This is a genomic window from Polymorphobacter megasporae, from assembly GCF_018982885.2.
GTDB lineage: Bacteria > Pseudomonadota > Alphaproteobacteria > Sphingomonadales > Sphingomonadaceae > Polymorphobacter_B > Polymorphobacter_B megasporae.
Map to the genome: position 1 here is coordinate 845,662 of NZ_CP081848.1, position 19,779 is coordinate 865,440.

The following is a 19,779-nucleotide window of genomic DNA, read 5'->3' on the forward strand; positions in this document are numbered from 1 at the left end:
GATCGGACCGGGGCAACCCCAGCTTCGATCCATGTCGATCGCCACCCTGCGGATCGGCGGCCAGATGACGAAGCGAGATGCAATTGAGTGACGACTTAGAGAGCCCTGTCGACCTTGGCGCCCTGGGTAATTTTGCCGGCTATCACCTTCGGCGCGCAGCGGTCGCCTTCGCCGCGAACTTCGCAAACGCTATGCAAACGACGAAGATCCGGCAGGTCCAGTTCGGGATCATGTCGGTGATTGCCGCGAATCCAGGCATGAACCAAGGCACGGTCGGTCGCGCGCTCGGAATCCAGCGTGCCAACATGGTGACGCTGATCAACGAGCTGGTCGACCGCGACCTCGTTGCAAGGAACGGCTCGGTGGGCGATCGCCGCGTCGTTTCGCTCTCGCTGACCACCGCCGGCGAGGCCGCCCTCGCGGATTGCATCACGCACATCGTTCCGCACGAGGAAGCAATGCTGGCGCACCTCGACGCGCACGAACGCGAACAATTGATCGTTCTGCTCGACCGGATCGCCGCCGTCGGCGCTTAGGGCCGGCCTGATCTTACGAGCAGGTGAAGCTCGCAGCCTTCTCCACATCTCCGGTCCCGTCGTATCGCGCGACCTTGGGGAAGGCACAGAGCGGCCGCGTTCGTCCGGGCCACGGCGAGCGCGGGTTGGCCGTCGCGATCAGGCTCTCGGGTGCCTTGGCATGCTCGACCCACGCGACCACGGCGCCGAACGCGTCATAGCCGTCGGTTGCCGGGCCGCCCTGGCAATGCCCCATGCCGGGCACGGGGAAGACCCGCACGAAGCCCGCCGCGCCGCCACCGTCGCGCTGGTCGACCTCTTTATACCACGCGATCGTGTCCTCGACCGAGAAGACCGGATCGGACACGCCTTGCGGTACGACGAGCTTGCCGCCGCGCTTCTGGAACGCCGACAGGTCGGCCGAGCGCGACCCGATGTCCTGCCACGCCGAACGCGTGAAGCCGTCGCCGGTCGCGTAGATCTTGGCAGCTTCGGCGTTCATGTCGGCGTGCAGCAAATAGTCGAGCTTCGCCTGATTATCCTCAGGCAGTGCGGTCGGCGGCGTCGTAAACACTGCGCCGAGTGAGGGACTGCCCATCGCGACATTGATCGAGGGCACTGGCCCGGCTCCCGTCTTCCACACCCGCCAGCCGTCGTCGCCCCAGCCCGCATCCCAGTAGAAACCCGAATAGATCGGCTTGCCCTTCGGATCGCGCGCGCCATCGTGGATTTTGCGGAGTGCGGTGAGTTGCGCCGGTGTCAGGCACGAGTCCTGCTTATCTCCAGCACAGGTGATCTTCGCCAACTCGGGCAGCACGCGCTCGGAGGTGCAGCGGGTATAATCGGCGATGATCCCATCGACTACGCCGTCGGCCTTGTCGCATGCCGCGAGCACGGCCCGACGGACGAGCTGCCCGTCAGCGGCGGAGAAAGTCCCGGCCAACGATGCCAGCGTCACCGGCTCGCCCTTTGCCCGCACGACACCAGCCAGCGCCTGCGTGTCCCAAGCCTCGGCCAGCGCCGCCCGCGGCAGTGCGAAGCCGGGGGCAGCCGCCACGATCCCGTCGAACAGGTCGGGATAGCGCGTCGCCAGCATCATCCCCTCCTGCCCGCCCTTCGAGCAGCCGACGAAATAGCTCTTCTGCGGCGGGCGCTGGTAGAAGGCGGCGACGAGCGCCTTTGCCGCTTCGACCGTGGGGCGGAGCGACGTGCCGCCGTAATCGGCGCGCGCCTGCGGATCGAGACCGAACGCCGAGACGCCCCCGCGCGCCGGGACGGTGTTGGTCGCATTGTCGTGTCCCGAATCCTGCGACATGACAGCATAGCCTTGGACCAGCGCGGGCGCGGCCCCGCCACTGAGGCGTCCGATCGCGTCGCCGAGCTCGCCGTTGGTGCCGCCACCGCCCTGCATGAAGAACTTGCCGTTCCAGCTATCGGGCAGGCGCAGGTGGAAGCGGATCGCATAATGCTGGCCGTCGACGCCGGTGCGTTCGTGCATCGTCGCGATCACGTCGCAATGCGCCGGAAGCTCGAGCGCGGGCATCGGCGGGACTCCGGGCGGCAGCCGCGGGGCCGGCGCCGCCTCTGCGCCATGCCCCACCGCGCTGATGATCCGCGTCGTCGGATCGGGCCAGGCAACCCGGCCGGATTGTGCGAGCATGGCGCAGCGATCCGCCGGTTCTGCCGCTTGGGCGGATCCGGCGAGAGAAGTCGCCAGTACCGAACCGGCGACGAGGAGCATCGCCTTAATCTTGGGCATAATCAGAACCTCACCGCGACGCGGACACCATATTCGCGCGGCGGCCCGTAAAACTGGTTATTCCCGGTGATGCCACTGACATAGGTCTTGTTCGTTAGGTTCGTGCCGTATCCTTCAAGCGTCCACTTCTTGACGCGCAAAGTCACGAGCGCCGACAGCAGCCCGCGCGAGCGCAATGTGTCGAACTGTTGAGTGTAGAAATATCCGGCGTACTGCGAACCGACAAAGGCATAGTTGAGTCGCGGAGTCAGGCTTACGCCGTCCTTGATCGCGATCTCGTAGTCGATGCCGACGTTGTAGCTCCACTTCGGCGAGAACAGGTTCGGCCCGCCGCCGGCCTGCTGGAAATAGGGCCCGTAGTTGGTGCAACCGGCGGTCGGGATCGCCCCGCACTGCGGCCCGAGCGTCGTTCCCGGCGGAATCAGCCGCGAATTGACTGCGGTCAGGCTGCCGAGCTTCGAATGAACATAGGCGAAGCCCGCATCGACATCGAACCCGGCATATTTAGCCTGGACCTGTCCCTCGACGCCGTAGATTTTCGCGCTCGCGACATTGACCACGCCGCTCTGGCCGGTGCTGGTGTCGACGAAATCAAACTGGAAGTCGTTGTAATTCATGTAAAACGCGCCGAGCTGGGTCCGCAGATGCTTGTCGAGCATCGTCGACTTCCAGCCGGTTTCGTAATCCCAAACGGTCTCCGGTCTGAACTGCGAGACCGACGAGTTTGCCCCGCCGGGCTTGTAGCCGCGCGCGACGAAGGCATAGACGAGATTGTCGTCGTCGACCTGGAAGTTGACGTTGGCCTTGCCGGTGAGGCGGCCGTCCTTGTGGTTGCTCCCAAGGTTAGCCACCGTCAGTCCGCCCGGGCCGAAGATCGTGCCATAGCCGATCGCGACCCCGCCATCCTGCGTCACCGCGTAATGCGAATAGCGCGCGCCGAGCTGGAACTCGACCCGGTCGGTGATCTTGTACCCCGCCTGCGCGAACGCACCGACGGTCGTCTTGTAGTCGTTGATGACGATGTGGGTCGGATCGACCGGAGCACCGGTGTGATTTAGGATGCGGACGTTGATAATGTTGTGCTGGAAATAACCGCCGAGGATCCAGTTGAAGCGGCCCGTCGTCGGTGACAGCAGGTTGATCTCCTGCGACACCTCGCGTTCGCGGACGAACTGGTCCTCGGTTTGGGCCGGCGTCGCCGCCGTATTTAGCGCCGTGCCGTCGGTATCGTAGAGGTTGGTGACCCGCTTGCTGGTGTACCCTGTCATCGAGCGGATGGTGATGCCGTCAGCGAGTTGGTACCGCAGCTCGAGATCGGCGAGAAAGCCACGCTCGTAGTTCGAGGTCGGCGCATCGTAGTCGAGCGTGCGGATGTCACCGATCGCACCGGCACCGTACGGCGTTCCCGGCAACGGACGATAGGCATAGCCCCCGGTCTGCTTGTCGATCCACTCGACATGGCCGAGCGCGTGCAGGTTTCCCGGAGTCCACAGCACGCCGAGGCGTCCCGCCTTCTCGTCAAGGCGATTCGGGTGATTGTGGTACGTACCGATGTCGTTGAAATAGCTGTCGTGGCGCTCGTAGTTCCCCGCCGCGCGGATCGCGAGGTTGTCGGTCAGCGGCACGTTGACCGCGCCCTGCGCCGCAGCGCTGCTGTAGTTGCCGAGCGCGCCTTGGAGGAAGCCGCCGACCCGGTCCAGTTCGGGCGCCGCCGAATTGATGAAAATCGCGCCGCCGGTCGAGTTCGATCCGACCAGGGTCCCTTGCGGCCCGCGCAGCACTTCGATGCTGCCGATGTCGTAGAAACTCGATGTCGTCAGCAGGGGCGGCTGGAAGACGCCGTTAATGTAGACCGCGACGCCGTTCGCCACCGCGGGCGATCCGCTCGCGATGCCGATGCCGCGAATGTTGACCGACTGGGTCAGGCCGGCGTCGACCACCGACAGCGACGGCGCGGCGAACTGGAGGTCCGAGATCCGGGTAACCGCCTTCTCCTCGAGCTGGCTCCCCGACAACGCAGTCGCTGCAATCGGGACGTTCTGGAGGTTCTCGGTGCGCCGCTGGGCAGTGACGGTGATTTCGGCGAGGCCTCCCGATTCAGCCGCCGTACTCACTGGCGTCGCGCTTCCCGCCGGGCTCGGCTCGGCTCCCAGGGGCGCAGCGGTTCCGGCGGATTGACCCCAGGCGGCCACCGGCGCGGCGGCAATCAACAGGAAAGCGGTCGACTCGAACAGGCGTTGGCGCATCGCAAGATCTCCCCAAAATCAAAAGCATCAAAGTAAAGATGCCGGGGGAGCCTCGGTGCCGGAGTCGTCGGCCGCTGAAATCGCCCCCTGCCGCCAGGCTTTTGCCTATTCGTTGACGTCAGGATAACGCGCCGAAAAGACGTCGGCAATGGATTGTTTTCGGACATAGCTTTTGTGTCGCAGGCCGGGGCGATCACTGCTCAAAGTTCGTCGCGAGGCCCGCGGCGGCCGTCTACAGCTCGCCTCGTGCTTGCGCCTCGATGGCAAGAGCCACCGCCCCGAGCACGCCCGACCGATCACCGAGTGCGGGGGGAACCAATAGGCTGGCGAGCGCTGCAGGGTCATCGAGATCGGGCAGATAGCCCGCGAGTTGGCGGGAAAGGCGCGCTTGCAGGTGGGCAAACACGTGCGGGTTCTGACCGACACCGCCGCCGAGGACAATGCGCTGCGGTGCAACGACGTAACACAGCGTCGCCGCCAGCTGCGCGAGGTAATCGGCGATCAGCTCCCAGACCGGATGATCGGGCGAAACGTCAGCACCCGGTCGACCCATCCGCTGCTCGATCGCCGGGCCGCTGATCAGCCCTTCGAGGCAGTCACCATGGAACGGGCAGATACCGGGAAAGGGGTCGATAGCCGGGTCGCGCCGGACCAACAGGTGTCCAGCCTCGGGGTGGAGGCGGCCGTGAACCGGGCGACCCGCGACCATGATCCCAACCCCGACTCCCGTCCCGACCGTAACATAGGCGTAGTCCCGCATTCCGCGGCACGAACCCCATGTTCCTTCGCCGAGCGCCGCGCCCGCGACATCGGTATCGAGCGCAATAGGCAGCCCCAGCGCCCGCAGCGGTGCGAGCAGATCGGTCCCCGACCAGCCGGGCTTGGGCGTTCGCAGCATATGGCCGTAGTCGGGCGCGGCAGGGTCGACACGCAATGGCCCGAAACTCGCGACGCCGATCGCGTCGACGCCTGCTGAGTCAATTTCCCGGGCGACCAAGTCTGCAATTGCAGAGAGCGTCTGCTCCGGGGTCGTGGTCGCGATTCGCACCGGCGGACTCAGGTCGTCCGGACCGCTTCCGAAGGCGACGAAGACCTTGGTCCCGCCGATTTCGACGCCTGCGTATCGGCTCATTGATCGGCGAGCCGCCACAGGACCTCGAACGGCGCAAGGTCGACCGGACCCGCCGGGATCACCCGATTTGTCAGCACATCGAATCCCGGTCCATCCCAGCCTCGCGGACACCGCACTGTCTGCGCCTCCGCCGACAAATTGGCGAGGCAAAGGAACCGGCGCCCATCGTCGCGGGCAAAGCCGAGGACAGCTGCGCAATCGAGCACAAGCGGCACCGCCCGGCCTGCGACGCCGAGCGCGTTCAGCGCGCGCGCCGCCGCACCGTAAATGCGAATTGCATCGCGCATTTGTCCTTCCGGAGAATCAGTCGGCGACGCCCGGCTCCAGTCCATCTCCGGTCGCTGGAGCCATCGGCCTTCGTGGCATCGCGCAGGATCGTCGCGGTAAGTCACGTCGTTGCCGAGCGCGACCTCGTCGCCCATGTAGATCATCGGCCAGCCGTCGAGCGCGTGGATCGTCGCGTACAGTAGCTTGAGCCGCGCGAGGGCCTCGCCCTGATCGACATCGGGGCGCCCCAGCCCAACCAGCGCCGCCGCCATTCCGTTGGTCGATGGCACCCCGCCCGGCACGGTCTGAAACGCCTGTCCCCCCGAAAAACCGTTGCCGCCGTAAAAGTCCGACCAGCGCTGCAGGTCGGCTGGCGACGCATGTCCCGCGAGCGCGTTCCAGATCAAATCGTCGTGGCAGCGAATGTAATTGAGCCATGCCGCGTGGTTCGGCCGCTCCGCCGCTGCAGCGATCATCGTCCGCGCGATCATCGCGTCCTGATCGGCCAGCGCTCCCCACAAGGCGGTCATCACGCCGTTATTGTACGCGAGGTCGCTCCCTCTGGCGTCACCTTCGCCGAAGAACGGCATCACGTCCTCGGGGCTCTCGATTGCTTCGGTGAGCAGGACGACGCTCGGCGCCGCGATATCGAGCGCAGCGCGGAAGGCGGCGACGATTGCGTAGGCTTCGGGCTGGTTGCGGCAGGTGGTGCCCGCGCGCTTCCACAGGAACGGCGCGCTATCGAGGCGGAAGCCCTGCACCCCGCGGTTCGCGTGGAACAGCAGCACATCGAGCATCTCGAGGAAGACCTCGGGGTTGGCGTAGTTCAGGTCCCATTGATACGGATAGAATGTCGTCCACACCCAGCCCGCCATCGCGGCGTCATAGGTGAAGTTGCCCGGTGCGGTGTCGGGGAAGACGTCGATCAAAGTCGCCTCCCATCCGGCAACGTCCTCAGCGTCGATTACATGATAGTAAGCGCGATAATGCGGATAACCCGCGCGCGCGCGCTTTGCCCAGTCGTGTTCGCGGGCGGTGTGGTTGCAGACGATATCGAGGACCAGCCCCATGTCGCGTCGGCGCAGCTCGGTCGACAGGCGTTCGAGCGCGGCAAGATCGCCAAGTCGGGGCTCGACTTCGCGATAGTCGGCGACCGCGAAGCCACCGTCGCTCTCGCCCGGTCGCGCCTTGAGCAGGGGAAGCGGATGCAGCCAGCGGATGCCGAGCGACTGGAGATAGTCGAGCCGGTCGACAACACCATCGAGCGTCCCGGCAAATTGGTCGACATAGAAGGCGTACACGGTCTCGCCCGATCGCGCCGTCCAGCCGATGTCGGCCGAGCGGCGGTGATCGAGTGCCTTGAGGTCGGCACGGCGACTGGCGACCGCGCGACCGAGCAGGTCGTTTGCCTTCGCGAACACTATACCCGCGTTGTCCCCGTAAATTCGATCGAGGCAGGTCGCGAGGGCTTGGCGCGCGCGATCGGTATCCCTTTCCATGATGTCTTCGGATACCCCGGTCAGTTGGTCGTGCAGGCGCGCTCGAGCCGGCAGATGCAATCGGTTGTCGATAAACTCAAGCGGGCTGGGCCAGGGATGCGTCTCGATCCGACCGGACGCGGCGGGCTCGCGTCATCGAGCCCGCCCTGTCTGTCACGTGTTGAGGCGGAACGTCAGCCCAACCGTCCGCGGGCGCGGTCCGGCGAGCAGCGTCGGCCCGTTGGCCGAGGTCGGTCCGCGATAGTCGGACAGGTTGTCGGCAAACACGCGAACTTCGTAACGGTCGAAGCTGACGCCGACGCTGGCCGAATACAGCTGATACGGGTTGACCGAGACGACCGTCGCGTCGCCGTTGCGCGCACGACCGACCGCCGTCGCCGATGCAGTCGCGAACATGTCGTAATCGCCGATCTTGCGGTCGTAGGTCGCGTCGGTCCGAAAGTTGAACGGCGGTGTATAGAACAGCCGCGAGCCATTGGTGATGCGCGTGTTCGCCGCCGTGAACGCCGGGATGACCTTGGTGAACTTCGAGTCGTTGACGTTGCCGATCGCCGACAGCGTCAGCCCCTTGAGCGGGGTCTTCCACGTTGCCTCGAGATCGATGCCCTGGCTCTTGCCGTCACCGAGATTGGCGAACGCCGCGAGCCCGATCGATGTGTTGAACGCGCTTTGGATGTTCGTGTACTTGATGTCGTAGGCGCTGACGGCGAGACGGAGCTGACCGTCTAACAACGTCCCCTTCGTCCCGATTTCGAGGTTCCGCAGCCGGTCGGGGCTAAGCGAAAGCCCGCTCGGGACGCCATCGGCGGTCACCGCGCTCGCCTGTGCCTGCGACTGGAGGATGCCGCTGCGGAAGCCCGTGCCGGCGTTAAAGAAAACCGTCCATTGCTTGCTCGGGTAATACGCAAGGTTCGCGCGCCATGTTACCGCATCGGGGTTGGCGTTGGTCAGGACGTGAACGCCATTCGTCAGCGAATCTGCTTTCCGCGTGTCGTTGAAATAGCGGATTCCGACGAGGGGGACGAGCTTACCGTCGAACAATTCGTAGCTGACTTCGGAGAAGACGGCTTCGTTTTCGGTCTTGGTCTGGGTGTCGCCGTTTAGAACGAGGCCCGGGAAGTTGAGGTTGAACGACGCGAGCCCGGTGGCGTTCTGGTAGAACACCCCGGCGACCCCGTGGAACGGTCCGCTGCCCGACGTCGCGACGCGGAATTCGTTGACGAAGCTATCGGCATTGCCGCCGTTCGTCAGCGTCCCGATCCCGAGCGGTGCGCCGAGATTGAGGCCGACCGCGAAGCCGCCGGGCAGTGATTTCTGATACGACGTCGCGTTGGTCAGCGTGAACTCACCGACCTGCCGCGTGATCGTGCCCGAGAAATATTCGGCGTGTCGCCGATCATAACCGACGACATTACCCTGATACGATGCGTACGGCGGGCTCACCGAGTTGAAGACGCTGAGATAGTCCTCGTCGGTGCTGAAATACCAGGCACGGAGCCGAACGGTCGTGACGGCATCGGGCTGCCACAGCAGGACCGCCTGCAGGTCCTTCGCAACGACGTCGTTGGCATCGCGCTTCGTCGGGGTGCCCGTCGGCGCACCGGGATAGACGTCGACATAGCCGGCGCGATAGTCGTAGCCGCCGCTGACCCGCAGCGCGAGGCTGCCGGGGACGATCGGCACCGAAATCGCGGCGGCACCGCGATAGTTGATCTGATGCGTATCGTTCGTCGTCGAGACTTCGGCTTCACCCGCCTCGGTAATCTTGTTGAGATCGGGGTTTTTGGTGTGGAAGATGATCGTGCCCGCCGACGAGCCCTGGCCGTAGAGCGTACCCTGCGGGCCGCGCAGAACCTCGACGCGGTCGATATCGAAATACTGGAGTGGCGGGGCGCTCTGGTTGTTGGGGACGCCGAACGGCGTGTCGTCGAGGTAGTATCCGACGAGCCCGTCGCCGATCGGACCGCCGGCGCCTGAACCGCGGATCGAGAAGATCCGGTAGCCCGCACCGATTTCCTGCGTCTCGGCGGCGCCCGGAATGAGCGAGATCAGGTCGCCGCCGTCGCGGATGTTACGCTCCTTAAGCGTGGCGCCGGAAAATGCCTGGATCGCGATCGGTACGCGGTCGAGCTTCGTCGCACCCGACTTCAGCGCGGTAACGACGATCTCACCCATGTCTTCATTCGACGCTGCGGCTGTCTGGGGCACCCCCGGCGCGGCGGCTGGCGTTTGCACGACGGTATCCTGCGCGGCGGCAACGGCCGGGAGGCAGGCAAGCGCCATACCCGCGCTGGTCAGCAGCAGACGGCTGCGCACAGCGGCGAACGAGCGACCGCGCGGCGCATCTATGGTCAAATTTGCTGATGTGTTCATTCTCAAACTCCCCTGTTTATCGATCGCTTTTCTGCAATCGTTTGCACGTCGCTATCACGAGTGTCGTGCTCGTGCAATCCGGTTCGCGCCGCAGCTACCGTTGGCGAAAATGTCGCGCTAGGCCGTCGCGAATGCAGCGCGGAGCGCGCTCTTCCATGCCCCCGTGAACTCAATCGCGACACGCGCGGCGGGGGCGATGAAGTCGAAGCCGTGATAGGCTCCCGGCGTAACGCGGAGCTGGACGGGCACCCCCGCCGCCGCGAGGCGCTGGGCGTAGGTGATGTCTTCGTCGCAGAACAAGTCGATTGCGCCGACGCCGATGAATGCCGGAGGAAGCCCGACGAGATCGGTGACGCGCGCCGGCACCGCGCCGTAAGCCGGCGTCACGGCCCCCGCCGGCTGCCCGAGGAAACTCGACCAGCCATAGCGGTTGCCCGCCTCGTTCCACCCGATCGTGCCGATGAACGGCGGCACGCGGCGGGTGCTGCCGGTGCGGTCGTCGAGCATCGGGTAGATCAGCACCTGGTAGCGCAGCGGGACCTGCCCGCGATCGCGCGCGGCGATTGCCACCATCGCCGCGAGGCCGCCGCCCGCGCTTTCGCCCATGACCGCGATCCGCGAGCGATCGACCCCAAGCGCCGCCGCATTGGCATGCAGCCACGCCAGCGCAGCGTAGCAATCCTCCATCGGACCGGGAAAGTGCGTCTCGGGCGACAGCCGGTACTCGACCTCGACGACGACGCAATCGAGTTCGGCGGCGAGCTTCTGCGACGCGACGACCGCGTCCGCGGCGCGACCGAGGATCATGCCGCCCCCGTGAATATGCACCACGGCCGGACGCGGTGCGCCGCCGGGCCGCGCGCCGATCACCATGATCGGCACGTCGGGCTGGCCCTTCGTCCCCGCGACCGAGCGGCGTTCGACCGCGGCGGCCGGAGCGGGCAACGGCATGGGCGGCGGCGGGATATTCGCGCGAATTGCCCGTAGCCCCTCGTCAGTCCAGTGCAACGGCAGCGGGCGCGCCATCACTAGCCGCGCGCCCGCGCGCAGTTCGGGATCGACGCGATCGAGCGACGGGCCGGCGGCTCCCGATGCGAGCACCGAACCGGCCGGGGACGCCGCTGCGGCCATCGCCGGCACGATAAGGCCCGACGTCATCAGGCCGAACTGAAAGCTCCGCCGCGTGAGGTCCATCTCTCATCCTTCCCATCCAGCGTCTGCGCGCGCTTCGCCGTCAGACTGCGGCTCCGGCAAGGATTTGCAAGGAGATTCACGCATGATCTTGCAAACGATTGCAGCCTGTTGCTTATCTGTCGCGTAAAGCAAATCATGCCGCAACCAAGCGGCGCGTGCGGGTCCAAGGGGACGTGGGATGCATCGGTCACTGTCATACCGGGTCAAGATCGCGAGGGCTGCGGCGCTCGTCCTGGCCCTGTTTGCTGGAGCTTCCGGTCTCGAGGCGCAATCACCCACCGTCCCCGTCACGGTCGATCAGGACGGAACCGTCCACGTGCCGGCAATGTCGGTGCCGGTGTCGAGCCTGTCGAGCCCCGAGGCACAGGCCTATGTCGCCGAACATCTCCGCCAGATGCAGCAGCCAGCCCTGCTGCAGCAGGTCAACGGCGTGCCGGTGTTCATGAAGCCCTACCTCGCGCGGCAGACCGCGCTATTCGCGCACAAGAAGGTCGAGGCGACGATCGGCGGCGTCCACGTCTATGACTACGCCCCCGCCGCCGGGATCGCGCCGGCCAACCGGCACCGCGTTCTGATCAATCTTCACGGCGGCGGTTTTTCGGGCTGCTTCCCGGGCTGTGCCGAGCTCGAATCGATCCCGGTAACCGCGCTCGGCCGGGTTCGAGTCGTCTCGGTCGACTATCGCGAAGGGCCCGACCACAAGTTTCCCGCCGCGAGCGAAGACGTCGCGTCGGTCTATCGTGCGCTGTTGAAGTCGTATCCGGCAAAGAATATTGGGATTTATGGCTGCTCGGCGGGCGGCATGCTGACCGGCATGGCGATGGCATGGTTCGACAAGCACGGCCTCCCGCTCCCCGGGGCGATCGGCATCTTCTGCGCGGGGGCTACCACTTCCGCCTTCGGTTTCGGCGGCGATGCCGATTTCGTCGCGATCCCGATCGGCGAGGCGCGCGCCGCGCCCGCGTGGCCGCCTGCCGAGCCGAACGCCGGGACCAAGCTGCCGTATCTCGCCGGCACCGATCCCAAGGATCCGCTCGTCAACCCGGGGATATCGGATGCGGTGATGCGCCGCTTCCCGCCGACGCTGATCATCACCGCGACGCGCGGCTTCGAATATAGTTCGGCGGTCCACACTCACGCTCAGCTCGTCCGCCTCGGCGTCGACGCGGAGCTTCACGTCTGGGAGGGGCTGTTCCACGGCTTTTTCTACAATCCCGACGTCCCCGAATCGCGCGAGGCGTATGACGTGATGGTCCGCTTCTTCGACCGCCATCTCGGCCGAGCGGAGCGGTGACGGCGCGAGCGAACGCATGACCACCGCGTCACCGTTCGAGGCGCTACAGCCGCCGTCGGGACACGGACGGCTGTTCGTCTACCGGGACTTCCGGTCGCGCGCGCTGCTGCCCCGCGACATCTTCGTCTGGGTGCCCGATGGCGGGCCCGGCGCGGGGTTCTCGGTGCTCTACATGCAGGACGGGCAAAACCTGTTCGACGCGCGCCTCGTGCCGTTCGGCACTGCGTGGGAGGCCGATCGCAGCATGGCCCGGCTGGCAGACAGCGGGGCGATTGCGCCCGCAATCATCGTCGGCATCGGCAGCACTGCCGATCGCTTCGTCGAATATGCCCCCGAGCTGATCCTCGACCGGCTGGCCGAGCCCGCGCGCCAAGCGATCGAGGCGGCGTGGGGCGGCGGCGCGCGGTCCGGCAGCTACGCGCAAATGGTCATGGAAGACATCCGCCCCCTTATCGACGCGCACTTTCCGACAAACTCCGCCGCGAGCGCGACCTTCGTCGGTGGATCGTCGATGGGTGCGGTTGCCGCCGCCGAGTTGCTGGCGCGGTATCCTAACAGCTTCGCCGGGGCGGCCTTGTTGTCGGCGCACTTCAGCCTGTTGCCGGTGACCGGGACCGAGCCGCTGCCTGCAGGCTTCGCCGAGCAGGTCGCGGCGGCGGTCGGAAGTTTTGCGCGCGCGTGTCTGCCCCCAGCAGGGCACCATCGGATATGGCTCGACCGCAGCATGCTCGGCATCGATGCGTTTTATCCGCCGAGCCATGCGGCGTTTGTCGCGGCGCTGACCGGGCTGGGCTATGTCGAGGGCATCGACATGGCCCCGAGCGTCTATCCCGGCGTCGGCCATGACGAGGATGCATGGCGGAGCCGGCTCGACGACGTCCTCGGCTTTCTTCTCGCGCCGGCGCGTGCTGCGCAGTGAGCGGTCAGGCGTTCGCCGATGTGCGGCCTGTGTGCGCGTGTGGTTCGCGTGCCCAGAATACGCTTGCCGACGCTGCCAGCATCAGGACGCCGCATAACGTCAGCGCATTTCGCGCGTCGCCCGCGAGGAGCGTATTGAAATATAGCGGCATCGTCACGGCGTTGAGCAGCATCGGCGCGACGATCATCATGTTGAAAATGCCCATGTAAACTCCGGTCCGTTCGGGCGGAATGCTTCGCGCGAGGATGATATACGGGTTGCCCATGATGCTCGCCCAGCCGATCCCGATCCCGATCGCCGGCACCAGTAGCCACGATTTATCGGCGATATGCGGAATAGCCGCCATCCCAACGCCGGCAGCCACAAGACAAACCGCATGCGTCGTCGCCGGACCCCATCGTTTCGACAGTGGAACCATCGCCAAGGCCGCGACAAACGCAATACCGTTGTAAAACCCGCCCAGAATGCCGTTGTCGAGGACTGCCCGGCGGAAGCTCTCGGACAGCGGATTGGCCTCGCCGTACACCGAACGACTGATCGAATAAACGACGTAATTCCAATACGCGAACATCGCATACCATTGGAACAGGCTCATCAGCGCCAGCTTTCGCATCGTCACCGGCATCGTGACGATCGCATCCCAGATCTCGCCCAGGGTGGCGCCAACGGTGCGCGACTTCGCCCGGATGACCGCCCGAGCCGCATCGCTCAGCGGCAATTCGGGAACGCGCCAGATCGACCAGACGATCGTCGTGAACGACAAAACCGCGCCGATCGTGAACGCCGCCCGGGTGATGACGGGGATGTTGTGCGCGTCGACCGCATTGAGGTCAAAACCGAGCGCGTGGACCATGAAGCTCGGCGCCAGATACGCCAGCATTTGGCCGAGCCCTGTAAACGCGCTCTGCGACAGGAAGCCGAAGTTACGCTGCTCGTCGGACAGCCGGTCACTGACATAGGCGCGATACGGCTCCATCGTGATGTTGTTTCCGGCATCGAGCAGCCACAGCGTGCACACCGCCGCAAGGATCGTCGGCGCGAGCGGCATGACGAACAGCCCGATCGAACACAGCACTGCGCCGACGAGGAAATACGGCGTGCGCCGGCCCCAGCGCGACGCGGTTCGATCGCTCATCGCACCGATCAACGGCTGGATCAGCAGCCCGGTCAGCGGCCCGGCAAGCTGAAGTAGCGGGATGCTGGCCTCGCTTGCGCCGAGGTAAGAATAGATTGGTGCCATGTTCGACTGCTGCAGGCCGAAGCTGAACTGGAGCCCGAGGAAGCCAAGGTTCATCTCGACAATCCGCATGATCGGAAGGCGCGGCTTCAAGGCATAAGTCACGGCTGCTCCAACACGCGATGCGGCCAGCTTCGTGTCAACGCTGGACAAGATGTATGTCCAGCCATTTGTGAAACAGCGCCGGCCAAGCGCTGTTGGTCGCGGCGAGTGAGCCAAGCCCAAAGCCATGACCACCGGTCTCGAAGAAATGCGCTTCGACAGGAACGTGCGCCGCACGCAGCGCGGACAGCATCATCAGGCTGTTCTCAGGCGGAACCGCAAGGTCGTCGAGCGCATGGACGAGAAAAGTCGGTGGCGTAACTGTCGTGACGTGCAATTCGACCGAGCGCATCGCCACCAGTGCCGCCGGAGGGTTCTCGCCGAGCAGCGACGTCGCACTTTGCGGGTTGGTCAGCCGCGCATCCATCGTAATTACCGGGTAGATCAATCCCGCCGCTGCTGGTCGAGCATCGATCGCATCGACGGCATCGCGCGCGGCGTAGACCGGCTCGGCGAAGCCGGTGGCGAGCGACGCCGCAATATGCCCGCCCGCCGAATAGCCGAGCGCCGCGACCTGCGCTTCGTCGATCGCAAAGCGCGCAGCATTCGCGCGGATTAAGCGCATCGCGCGCTGGGCGTCCTGCAGCGGAACATTCCAGCGATGAGACCAGCCCTCACCCGGCAGGCGATATGTCAGCACGAACACGGTGTAACCCATTGCGGCGAACGCTTCCGCGGTCCCCGCGCCCTCATGCGTTCCGACGATGAAAGTATAGGCCCCACTCGGAATGAGCAGGATTCCGTGCCGATTACTGTCGCGCGGACGGAAGACGCGCAGATTGGGCGCGGCGACATTGCGGATGAAGCCCGGGGGCGACGCTGGCGGAACCGGGCGCGGGGCAAAGCCACCCTCGGGCGGCGCACCTGCCCACAGCGGGATGACTTCGGCGTTGATCCAGCTCGGAGGCAGCGGACCGAGTGGATTCATAGGCGACGGTGTTGCGGCAGCGAGAGGCGTCGCCGACCGCGCTACCGAACTCTGCGACAGCGCGAGGCCGACGCCAGTTGCGACCAGCACCGCACGGCGATCGAGCTCGGGGCGGGCGTGAACGAGGGTCGGATCGTTTGCGCTGCCCGGTTCGATGGTCTGCATTAGACAGGTACCGCGAAGGCGGCCTTCATGGCGCTTTTCCACGCGGCGGTGAATTCGCGCGATACGCGCGCTTCGGGGACGACGAAATCGAAGGCGTGGAAGGCTCCCGGCGTCACCTGAACCTGAGTCGGCACGCCTGAAGCGACGAGCCGCCGCGCATAAGCCATGTCTTCGTCGGCGAAGAGGTCGATCGCGCCAACGCCGATAAAAGCCGGCGGCAGGCCCGCCAAGTTCGCCACGCGTGCCGGGACCGCGCCGGTTGGCACGCGATCGCCGCCAGCAGGCACGCCGAGAAACGCGGTCCAGCCGAAGCGGTTTGCCTCGGGAGACCAGCCGATCGACCCAATATACGGTGGCGTGGCTCGGGTGCTGCCCGTTCGGTCGTCGAGCATGGGATAGATCAGCGTCTGATAGCACAGACGGACCTCGCCGCGGTCGCGAGCGACGATCGCAACCATCGCCGCGAGCCCGCCGCCAGCGCTTTCGCCCATGACGGCGATCCGCACCGGATCGACCCCCAACGCCGCAGCGTTGCGGGCAACCCAAACGAGCGCGGCGTAATTATCTTCGACCGGTCCTGGAAAAGGGGTTTCCGGGGACAGGCGGTAGTCGACATTGACAACGACGCAGTCGAGTTTGGCGGCTACCGTCTGGCAGAAAGCGGTCATATTCTGCGCGCGACCCGAGATCATGCCACCGCCGTGGATATGAAGGATGGCCGGCCGTGGCGCGCCGCCCGCGCGTACACCGATCACCTGCACCACGACGGGCGGGTCGCCGCGCGCGCCGGGAACGGTGCGCGTTTCGACCGCTGGCGCGGGCGGCGGAAGCGAGGCGGGCGCGACCCACGACGCACGAACGGCAGGCAGTGAAGCCCGGGTCATTGGCGGGAAATGTTGGGCAAGCATGGCCGCAGCGGCGGCGCGCAGTTCGGGATCGACGAGATGAAGCGGGTCTATCTCTGCCGGAACGGCCACGGTGCCGGCCACCGCCGGACCGAGCAGCAATGCGGCTCCGGTTGCGCCAATGGCCTTCGACAAATCACGCCGGGTCAACATCACGAAATCTCTCCCCCTCAATCGCCGCAGTTGGTTCTGCAATCGATTGCGAAATCCTACCGCCATCTCCGTTACATCGCAATGATCGTCGCGCGGCAATCGTCATGCACACTGCTGTGCAAGCCGTTCGAGCCGCGAGGCGTTGCGGCGCAGCCGGGATGCGGTAAGTGGCGCTATGCGATCGCCAAAGCCTACCAGTCCGAACGGCGCGTCTGCGGGGCCGCTGAAGATGACCGATATCGCCCGGCTCGCGGGTGTCTCGACCTCGACGGTGTCGCGCGCGCTGGCCGAAAGCCCGCTGATCCCGGTGAAAACGCGGCAGCAGATTCAGCAGATTGCGGCCGAACATGACTATGTGATCGATCAACGTGGGCAGCGGCTGCGGTCGAGTCGAACCCGCACGATCTGCGTCGCCATTCCGCTTGGGCACGAAGCGGACCAGATGATTTCGGACCCGTTCTTCCTCCAGCTCTTCGGTCATATCGCCGACGAGATCTCTGCGCGGCAGTACGATGTGCTCCTGTCGCGGATCCCGTCGCCGGCTCCGGGCTGGCTGTCGCGTCATGTCCAAACGCAAAAGGCCGACGGCTATATAATCGTCGGGCAAAGCGACCAGCACGCGGAGATCAACCAAGCGGCGCGGGCTTTTCTTCCATTGGTGGTGTGGGGCGCGCATCTTCCCGAGCAGGCGTACTGCTCAGTCGGATCGGACAATATCGGCGGGGCGCGTGCCGCCGTGGATGCCTTGCTGCAAGCCGGGAGACGCCGGATCGTCTTCCTCGGCGCGTCTTCATTGCCGGAAATCCAGATGCGGCTGCGGGGCTATACGACGGCGCTCGAGCGTGCCGGTATTGCCGTGGTCGACGAACTCATCCAGCCCGCGCATTTCACCGGGGATACGGCGTTGGCCGCCGTCCAGGACCTTATCGCGCGTGGTGTCGCTTTCGACGGCGTCTTCGCGGCGTCGGACGTCATTGCGCTTGGCGCGCTGCGTGCGCTTCAGACCAGCGGCGTGTCGGTGCCGGCCGACGTATCGGTGATCGGGTTCGACGATCTCGCCCTTGCCGAACATTCGAATCCGCGGCTGACGACGGTGCATCAGGATCTCAAGCATGGCGCCGCGGCGCTGGTCGAGTTCCTTTTTCGGCGGATGAACGGGGAGGAGACACCGTCGGCGACTTTGCCTGTGCGAGTCGTCCAGCGCGATTCGGTTTAGGCCCTAAGCGTCAGGAGGCGGCAAGCGGCATCGCCGCCTAAATATCACGCGCCTCTTCGATCGTCATGATCGGAACGCCCTTGCGGATTGGATACGCCAGCCCCGCCGAGTCGGACACAAGCTCGTTTGCGGCACGGTCGTAGCGCAGCGGCGAGCGCGTTAGGGGGCAGACGAGAATCGCGAGAAGGCGCGGATCAGGGTCGCGCGCAACGTGCTCGGCGACGTGCTCGGTCACTGAAGCAAATTGCCGTCGCTGCCGCCCGCGCCTTGGGCAAACGTCATCAGCGCGTTGAGCGTTGCCGCCCGCGCTGGCAGGTCGCGGGCTTCGAGGAGCGCCTGCCGCTCGACCGGATCGAACGGACAGACCGCAGATAGCGTCGTCACGAGCGAATCGTCGTCGGCCTCGGCGACTGCGGTCCAGTCGGCGCTCAATCCCTGCGTGTCGAGGTACGACCGCAGCGTCGTCTCCAGTGCCGACCGTGCGGCGGGGGCAAGCGGGCGCGGCTCGCCCTCGTCATCGGTAAAGGCGTCGAAGTCGGGCATGACCTGGCGGTACGGTGTCGTCACGTCGAGCTCGCGGGCGACGGCAAAACGCGCGACACCGGTCAGCGCGATGATCATCCGCCCGTCGCCGGTCTCGCGGAATTCAGTGATACGCCCCGCGCAGCCGACGTCGAACAAGCCAGGACGCCCCCCGGCGTCGGCGTCATCATCCATCGTCAGCCGGGGCTGGATCATGCCGATCAGCTTCGAGCCTGCCATCGCGTCACGGACCATTGCCAGGTAGCGCGGCTCGAAGATGTTAAGCGGCATCACCCCGCGCGGCAGCAGCACCGCGCCGCCGATCGGGAAAACCGGCAAGACGGTCGGCAGCATCGTCATCTCCTCGTCGGGGCCGGGATCGGGCGTGTCCATCATTGCTTATACGATCAGGCGAACAGGATCGTCGACAGGCGGCGGCGCACCGCCGCAGCCCAGGGGTCGGTAAAGCCGGCAGCTTCGAGCATTTTGAGCAACCGCGCCTTCGCCGCACCTTCATTCGCGTCGCGGTCGCCGGCGATGCTTGCAAGCAGAACGTCGGCCGCGCCATCGCGGTCTCCCCGCGCCATCAAGCCGCCAGCGAGCTCGACCGCACCGGCATGATCGCCAGGATCGGCGGCGACACGCGCGGCTAGCCCGGCGAGGTCGTCGACCGGCACCGCGTCCTTAGCCAGCGCGATCGCGGCGCGCGTCTGGGCGAGCGTCGGATCCTTTGCATCGGGCGCGAGGGCGGCCAGCGCGGTGTCCGCCGCCTCATGCTGGCCGAGCGCGACAAGCGCGCGGGCATAACCTGCGATGATCTCGACGCGGTCCGGGAACTCCTGCGCCAGCACGCTGAACATCTCCGCCGCCTCCGCCGCCTCGCCCTCGTCGAGCGCTTCGTTGGCGGCAGCAATCATCTCCTTGATTTCCACCTCGGGGTCACCGGGCGCGGGCGGCACGGCGGCGAGCAGACGATCGACGAAAGTGTTGATTTCGCGCTCGCTCAGGGCACCCTGAAAGCCATCGACCGGCTGGCCGCGGAGGAAGGCGTAGACGGTCGGGATCGACTGGATGCGGAACTGCGCGCTGATGGCTGGGTTCTTGTCGATGTCGATCTTGACCAGCTTTACCCGCGGCGCGTGCGCGGCGACGATCCGTTCGAGGAGGGGGGTCAGCGTCTTGCAGGGGCCGCACCACTCGGCCCAGAAATCGACGAGGACCAGCGCGGTCGCCGACGCGTCGATGACGTCGCGCTTGAACGCCTCGATGCTGGCTTTTTCGGATTGGGGGGACGACAGGCTGGCCACGCGCGATGACTCCGTTGTTCGGTCCCGGCATATGGGGGTCGGGTGC

At 65.8% G+C, this 19,779-nt stretch carries 16 protein-coding genes; 4 read left to right on the forward strand and 12 right to left on the reverse strand.

Going from position 1 to position 19,779, the window contains the following annotated elements; all coding sequences use genetic code 11:
• Positions 1-230: 230 nt before the first annotated feature.
• Positions 231-536, forward strand: a complete 306-nt coding sequence (locus KTC28_RS03900; RefSeq protein WP_255602251.1) for a MarR family winged helix-turn-helix transcriptional regulator — start codon at positions 231-233, stop codon at positions 534-536.
• Positions 537-549: 13 nt separating this feature from the next.
• On the opposite strand, the gene KTC28_RS03905 is transcribed toward KTC28_RS03900, so the two are convergent.
• From KTC28_RS03905 to KTC28_RS03930, 6 genes are all read right to left on the reverse strand, one after another.
• Positions 550-2,274: a tannase/feruloyl esterase family alpha/beta hydrolase gene (locus tag KTC28_RS03905; protein WP_255602252.1), complete on the reverse strand. Its 1,725-nt coding sequence runs from the start codon at positions 2,272-2,274 to the stop codon at positions 550-552.
• A gap of 2 nt (positions 2,275-2,276) precedes the next feature.
• Positions 2,277-4,520: a TonB-dependent receptor gene (locus KTC28_RS03910; protein ID WP_216710245.1), complete on the reverse strand. Its 2,244-nt coding sequence runs from the start codon at positions 4,518-4,520 to the stop codon at positions 2,277-2,279.
• Between the two features lie 232 nt (positions 4,521-4,752).
• Entirely contained in the window at positions 4,753-5,652 is a 900-nt protein-coding gene (locus KTC28_RS03915) for an ROK family protein (RefSeq protein WP_216710246.1), read from the reverse strand.
• Positions 5,649-7,340: an alpha-amylase family glycosyl hydrolase gene (locus KTC28_RS03920; RefSeq protein ID WP_216710247.1), complete on the reverse strand. Its 1,692-nt coding sequence runs from the start codon at positions 7,338-7,340 to the stop codon at positions 5,649-5,651. The genes KTC28_RS03915 and KTC28_RS03920 overlap by 4 nt, the downstream gene beginning before the upstream one ends.
• 231 nt (positions 7,341-7,571) lie before the next feature.
• Entirely contained in the window at positions 7,572-9,791 is a 2,220-nt protein-coding gene (locus KTC28_RS03925; protein WP_255602253.1) for a TonB-dependent receptor, read from the reverse strand.
• Positions 9,792-9,908: 117 nt separating this feature from the next.
• A complete protein-coding gene (locus KTC28_RS03930) occupies positions 9,909-10,985 on the reverse strand; it encodes an alpha/beta hydrolase (protein WP_255602254.1) in 1,077 nt (358 codons plus the stop codon).
• Between the two features lie 178 nt (positions 10,986-11,163).
• Between KTC28_RS03930 and KTC28_RS03935 the strand changes: the two genes are divergently transcribed.
• Both KTC28_RS03935 and KTC28_RS03940 read left to right on the forward strand, forming a co-directional pair.
• A complete protein-coding gene (locus KTC28_RS03935) occupies positions 11,164-12,279 on the forward strand; it encodes an alpha/beta hydrolase (RefSeq protein WP_216710248.1) in 1,116 nt (371 codons plus the stop codon).
• Positions 12,280-12,295: 16 nt separating this feature from the next.
• Complete coding sequence (locus KTC28_RS03940) at positions 12,296-13,198, forward strand: alpha/beta hydrolase (RefSeq protein ID WP_216710249.1); 903 nt, start codon at positions 12,296-12,298, stop codon at positions 13,196-13,198.
• Between the two features lie 4 nt (positions 13,199-13,202).
• Here KTC28_RS03940 and KTC28_RS03945 read toward each other — a convergent pair whose 3' ends face one another.
• The 3 genes from KTC28_RS03945 to KTC28_RS03955 all read right to left on the reverse strand — a co-directional run bounded on the left by KTC28_RS03945 (position 13,203) and on the right by KTC28_RS03955 (position 16,688).
• Positions 13,203-14,507, reverse strand: coding sequence for an MFS transporter (locus tag KTC28_RS03945; RefSeq protein WP_439650120.1), 1,305 nt, complete (start codon positions 14,505-14,507; stop codon positions 13,203-13,205).
• Between the two features lie 67 nt (positions 14,508-14,574).
• Positions 14,575-15,630 (reverse strand): alpha/beta hydrolase, encoded by a 1,056-nt coding sequence (locus KTC28_RS03950; RefSeq protein ID WP_255602255.1) that lies wholly within the window; start codon positions 15,628-15,630, stop codon positions 14,575-14,577.
• Positions 15,630-16,688 carry an alpha/beta hydrolase gene (locus KTC28_RS03955; protein WP_216710335.1) on the reverse strand — a complete coding sequence of 353 codons (1,059 nt, stop codon included), beginning with the start codon at positions 16,686-16,688 and terminating at the stop codon, positions 15,630-15,632. The genes KTC28_RS03950 and KTC28_RS03955 overlap by 1 nt, the downstream gene beginning before the upstream one ends.
• A 229-nt stretch (positions 16,689-16,917) precedes the next feature.
• Here KTC28_RS03955 and KTC28_RS03960 point away from each other — a divergent pair, with 229 nt between their 5' ends.
• Positions 16,918-17,904, forward strand: coding sequence for a LacI family DNA-binding transcriptional regulator (locus tag KTC28_RS03960; protein WP_255602256.1), 987 nt, complete (start codon positions 16,918-16,920; stop codon positions 17,902-17,904).
• A gap of 37 nt (positions 17,905-17,941) precedes the next feature.
• Here KTC28_RS03960 and KTC28_RS03965 read toward each other — a convergent pair whose 3' ends face one another.
• Genes KTC28_RS03965 through KTC28_RS03975 form a run of 3 tightly spaced genes read right to left on the reverse strand, consistent with a single transcriptional unit; the run spans position 17,942 to position 19,733 of the window.
• The gene (locus KTC28_RS03965) at positions 17,942-18,139 is read right to left on the reverse strand and encodes a Trm112 family protein (protein ID WP_216710251.1); all 198 of its coding nucleotides are present in this window, start codon (positions 18,137-18,139) and stop codon (positions 17,942-17,944) included.
• Entirely contained in the window at positions 18,136-18,822 is a 687-nt protein-coding gene (locus tag KTC28_RS03970; protein ID WP_255602257.1) for an LON peptidase substrate-binding domain-containing protein, read from the reverse strand. The genes KTC28_RS03965 and KTC28_RS03970 overlap by 4 nt, the downstream gene beginning before the upstream one ends.
• 11 nt (positions 18,823-18,833) lie before the next feature.
• Positions 18,834-19,733 carry a tetratricopeptide repeat protein gene (locus KTC28_RS03975; RefSeq protein WP_216710252.1) on the reverse strand — a complete coding sequence of 300 codons (900 nt, stop codon included), beginning with the start codon at positions 19,731-19,733 and terminating at the stop codon, positions 18,834-18,836.
• Positions 19,734-19,779 lie beyond the last annotated feature (46 nt).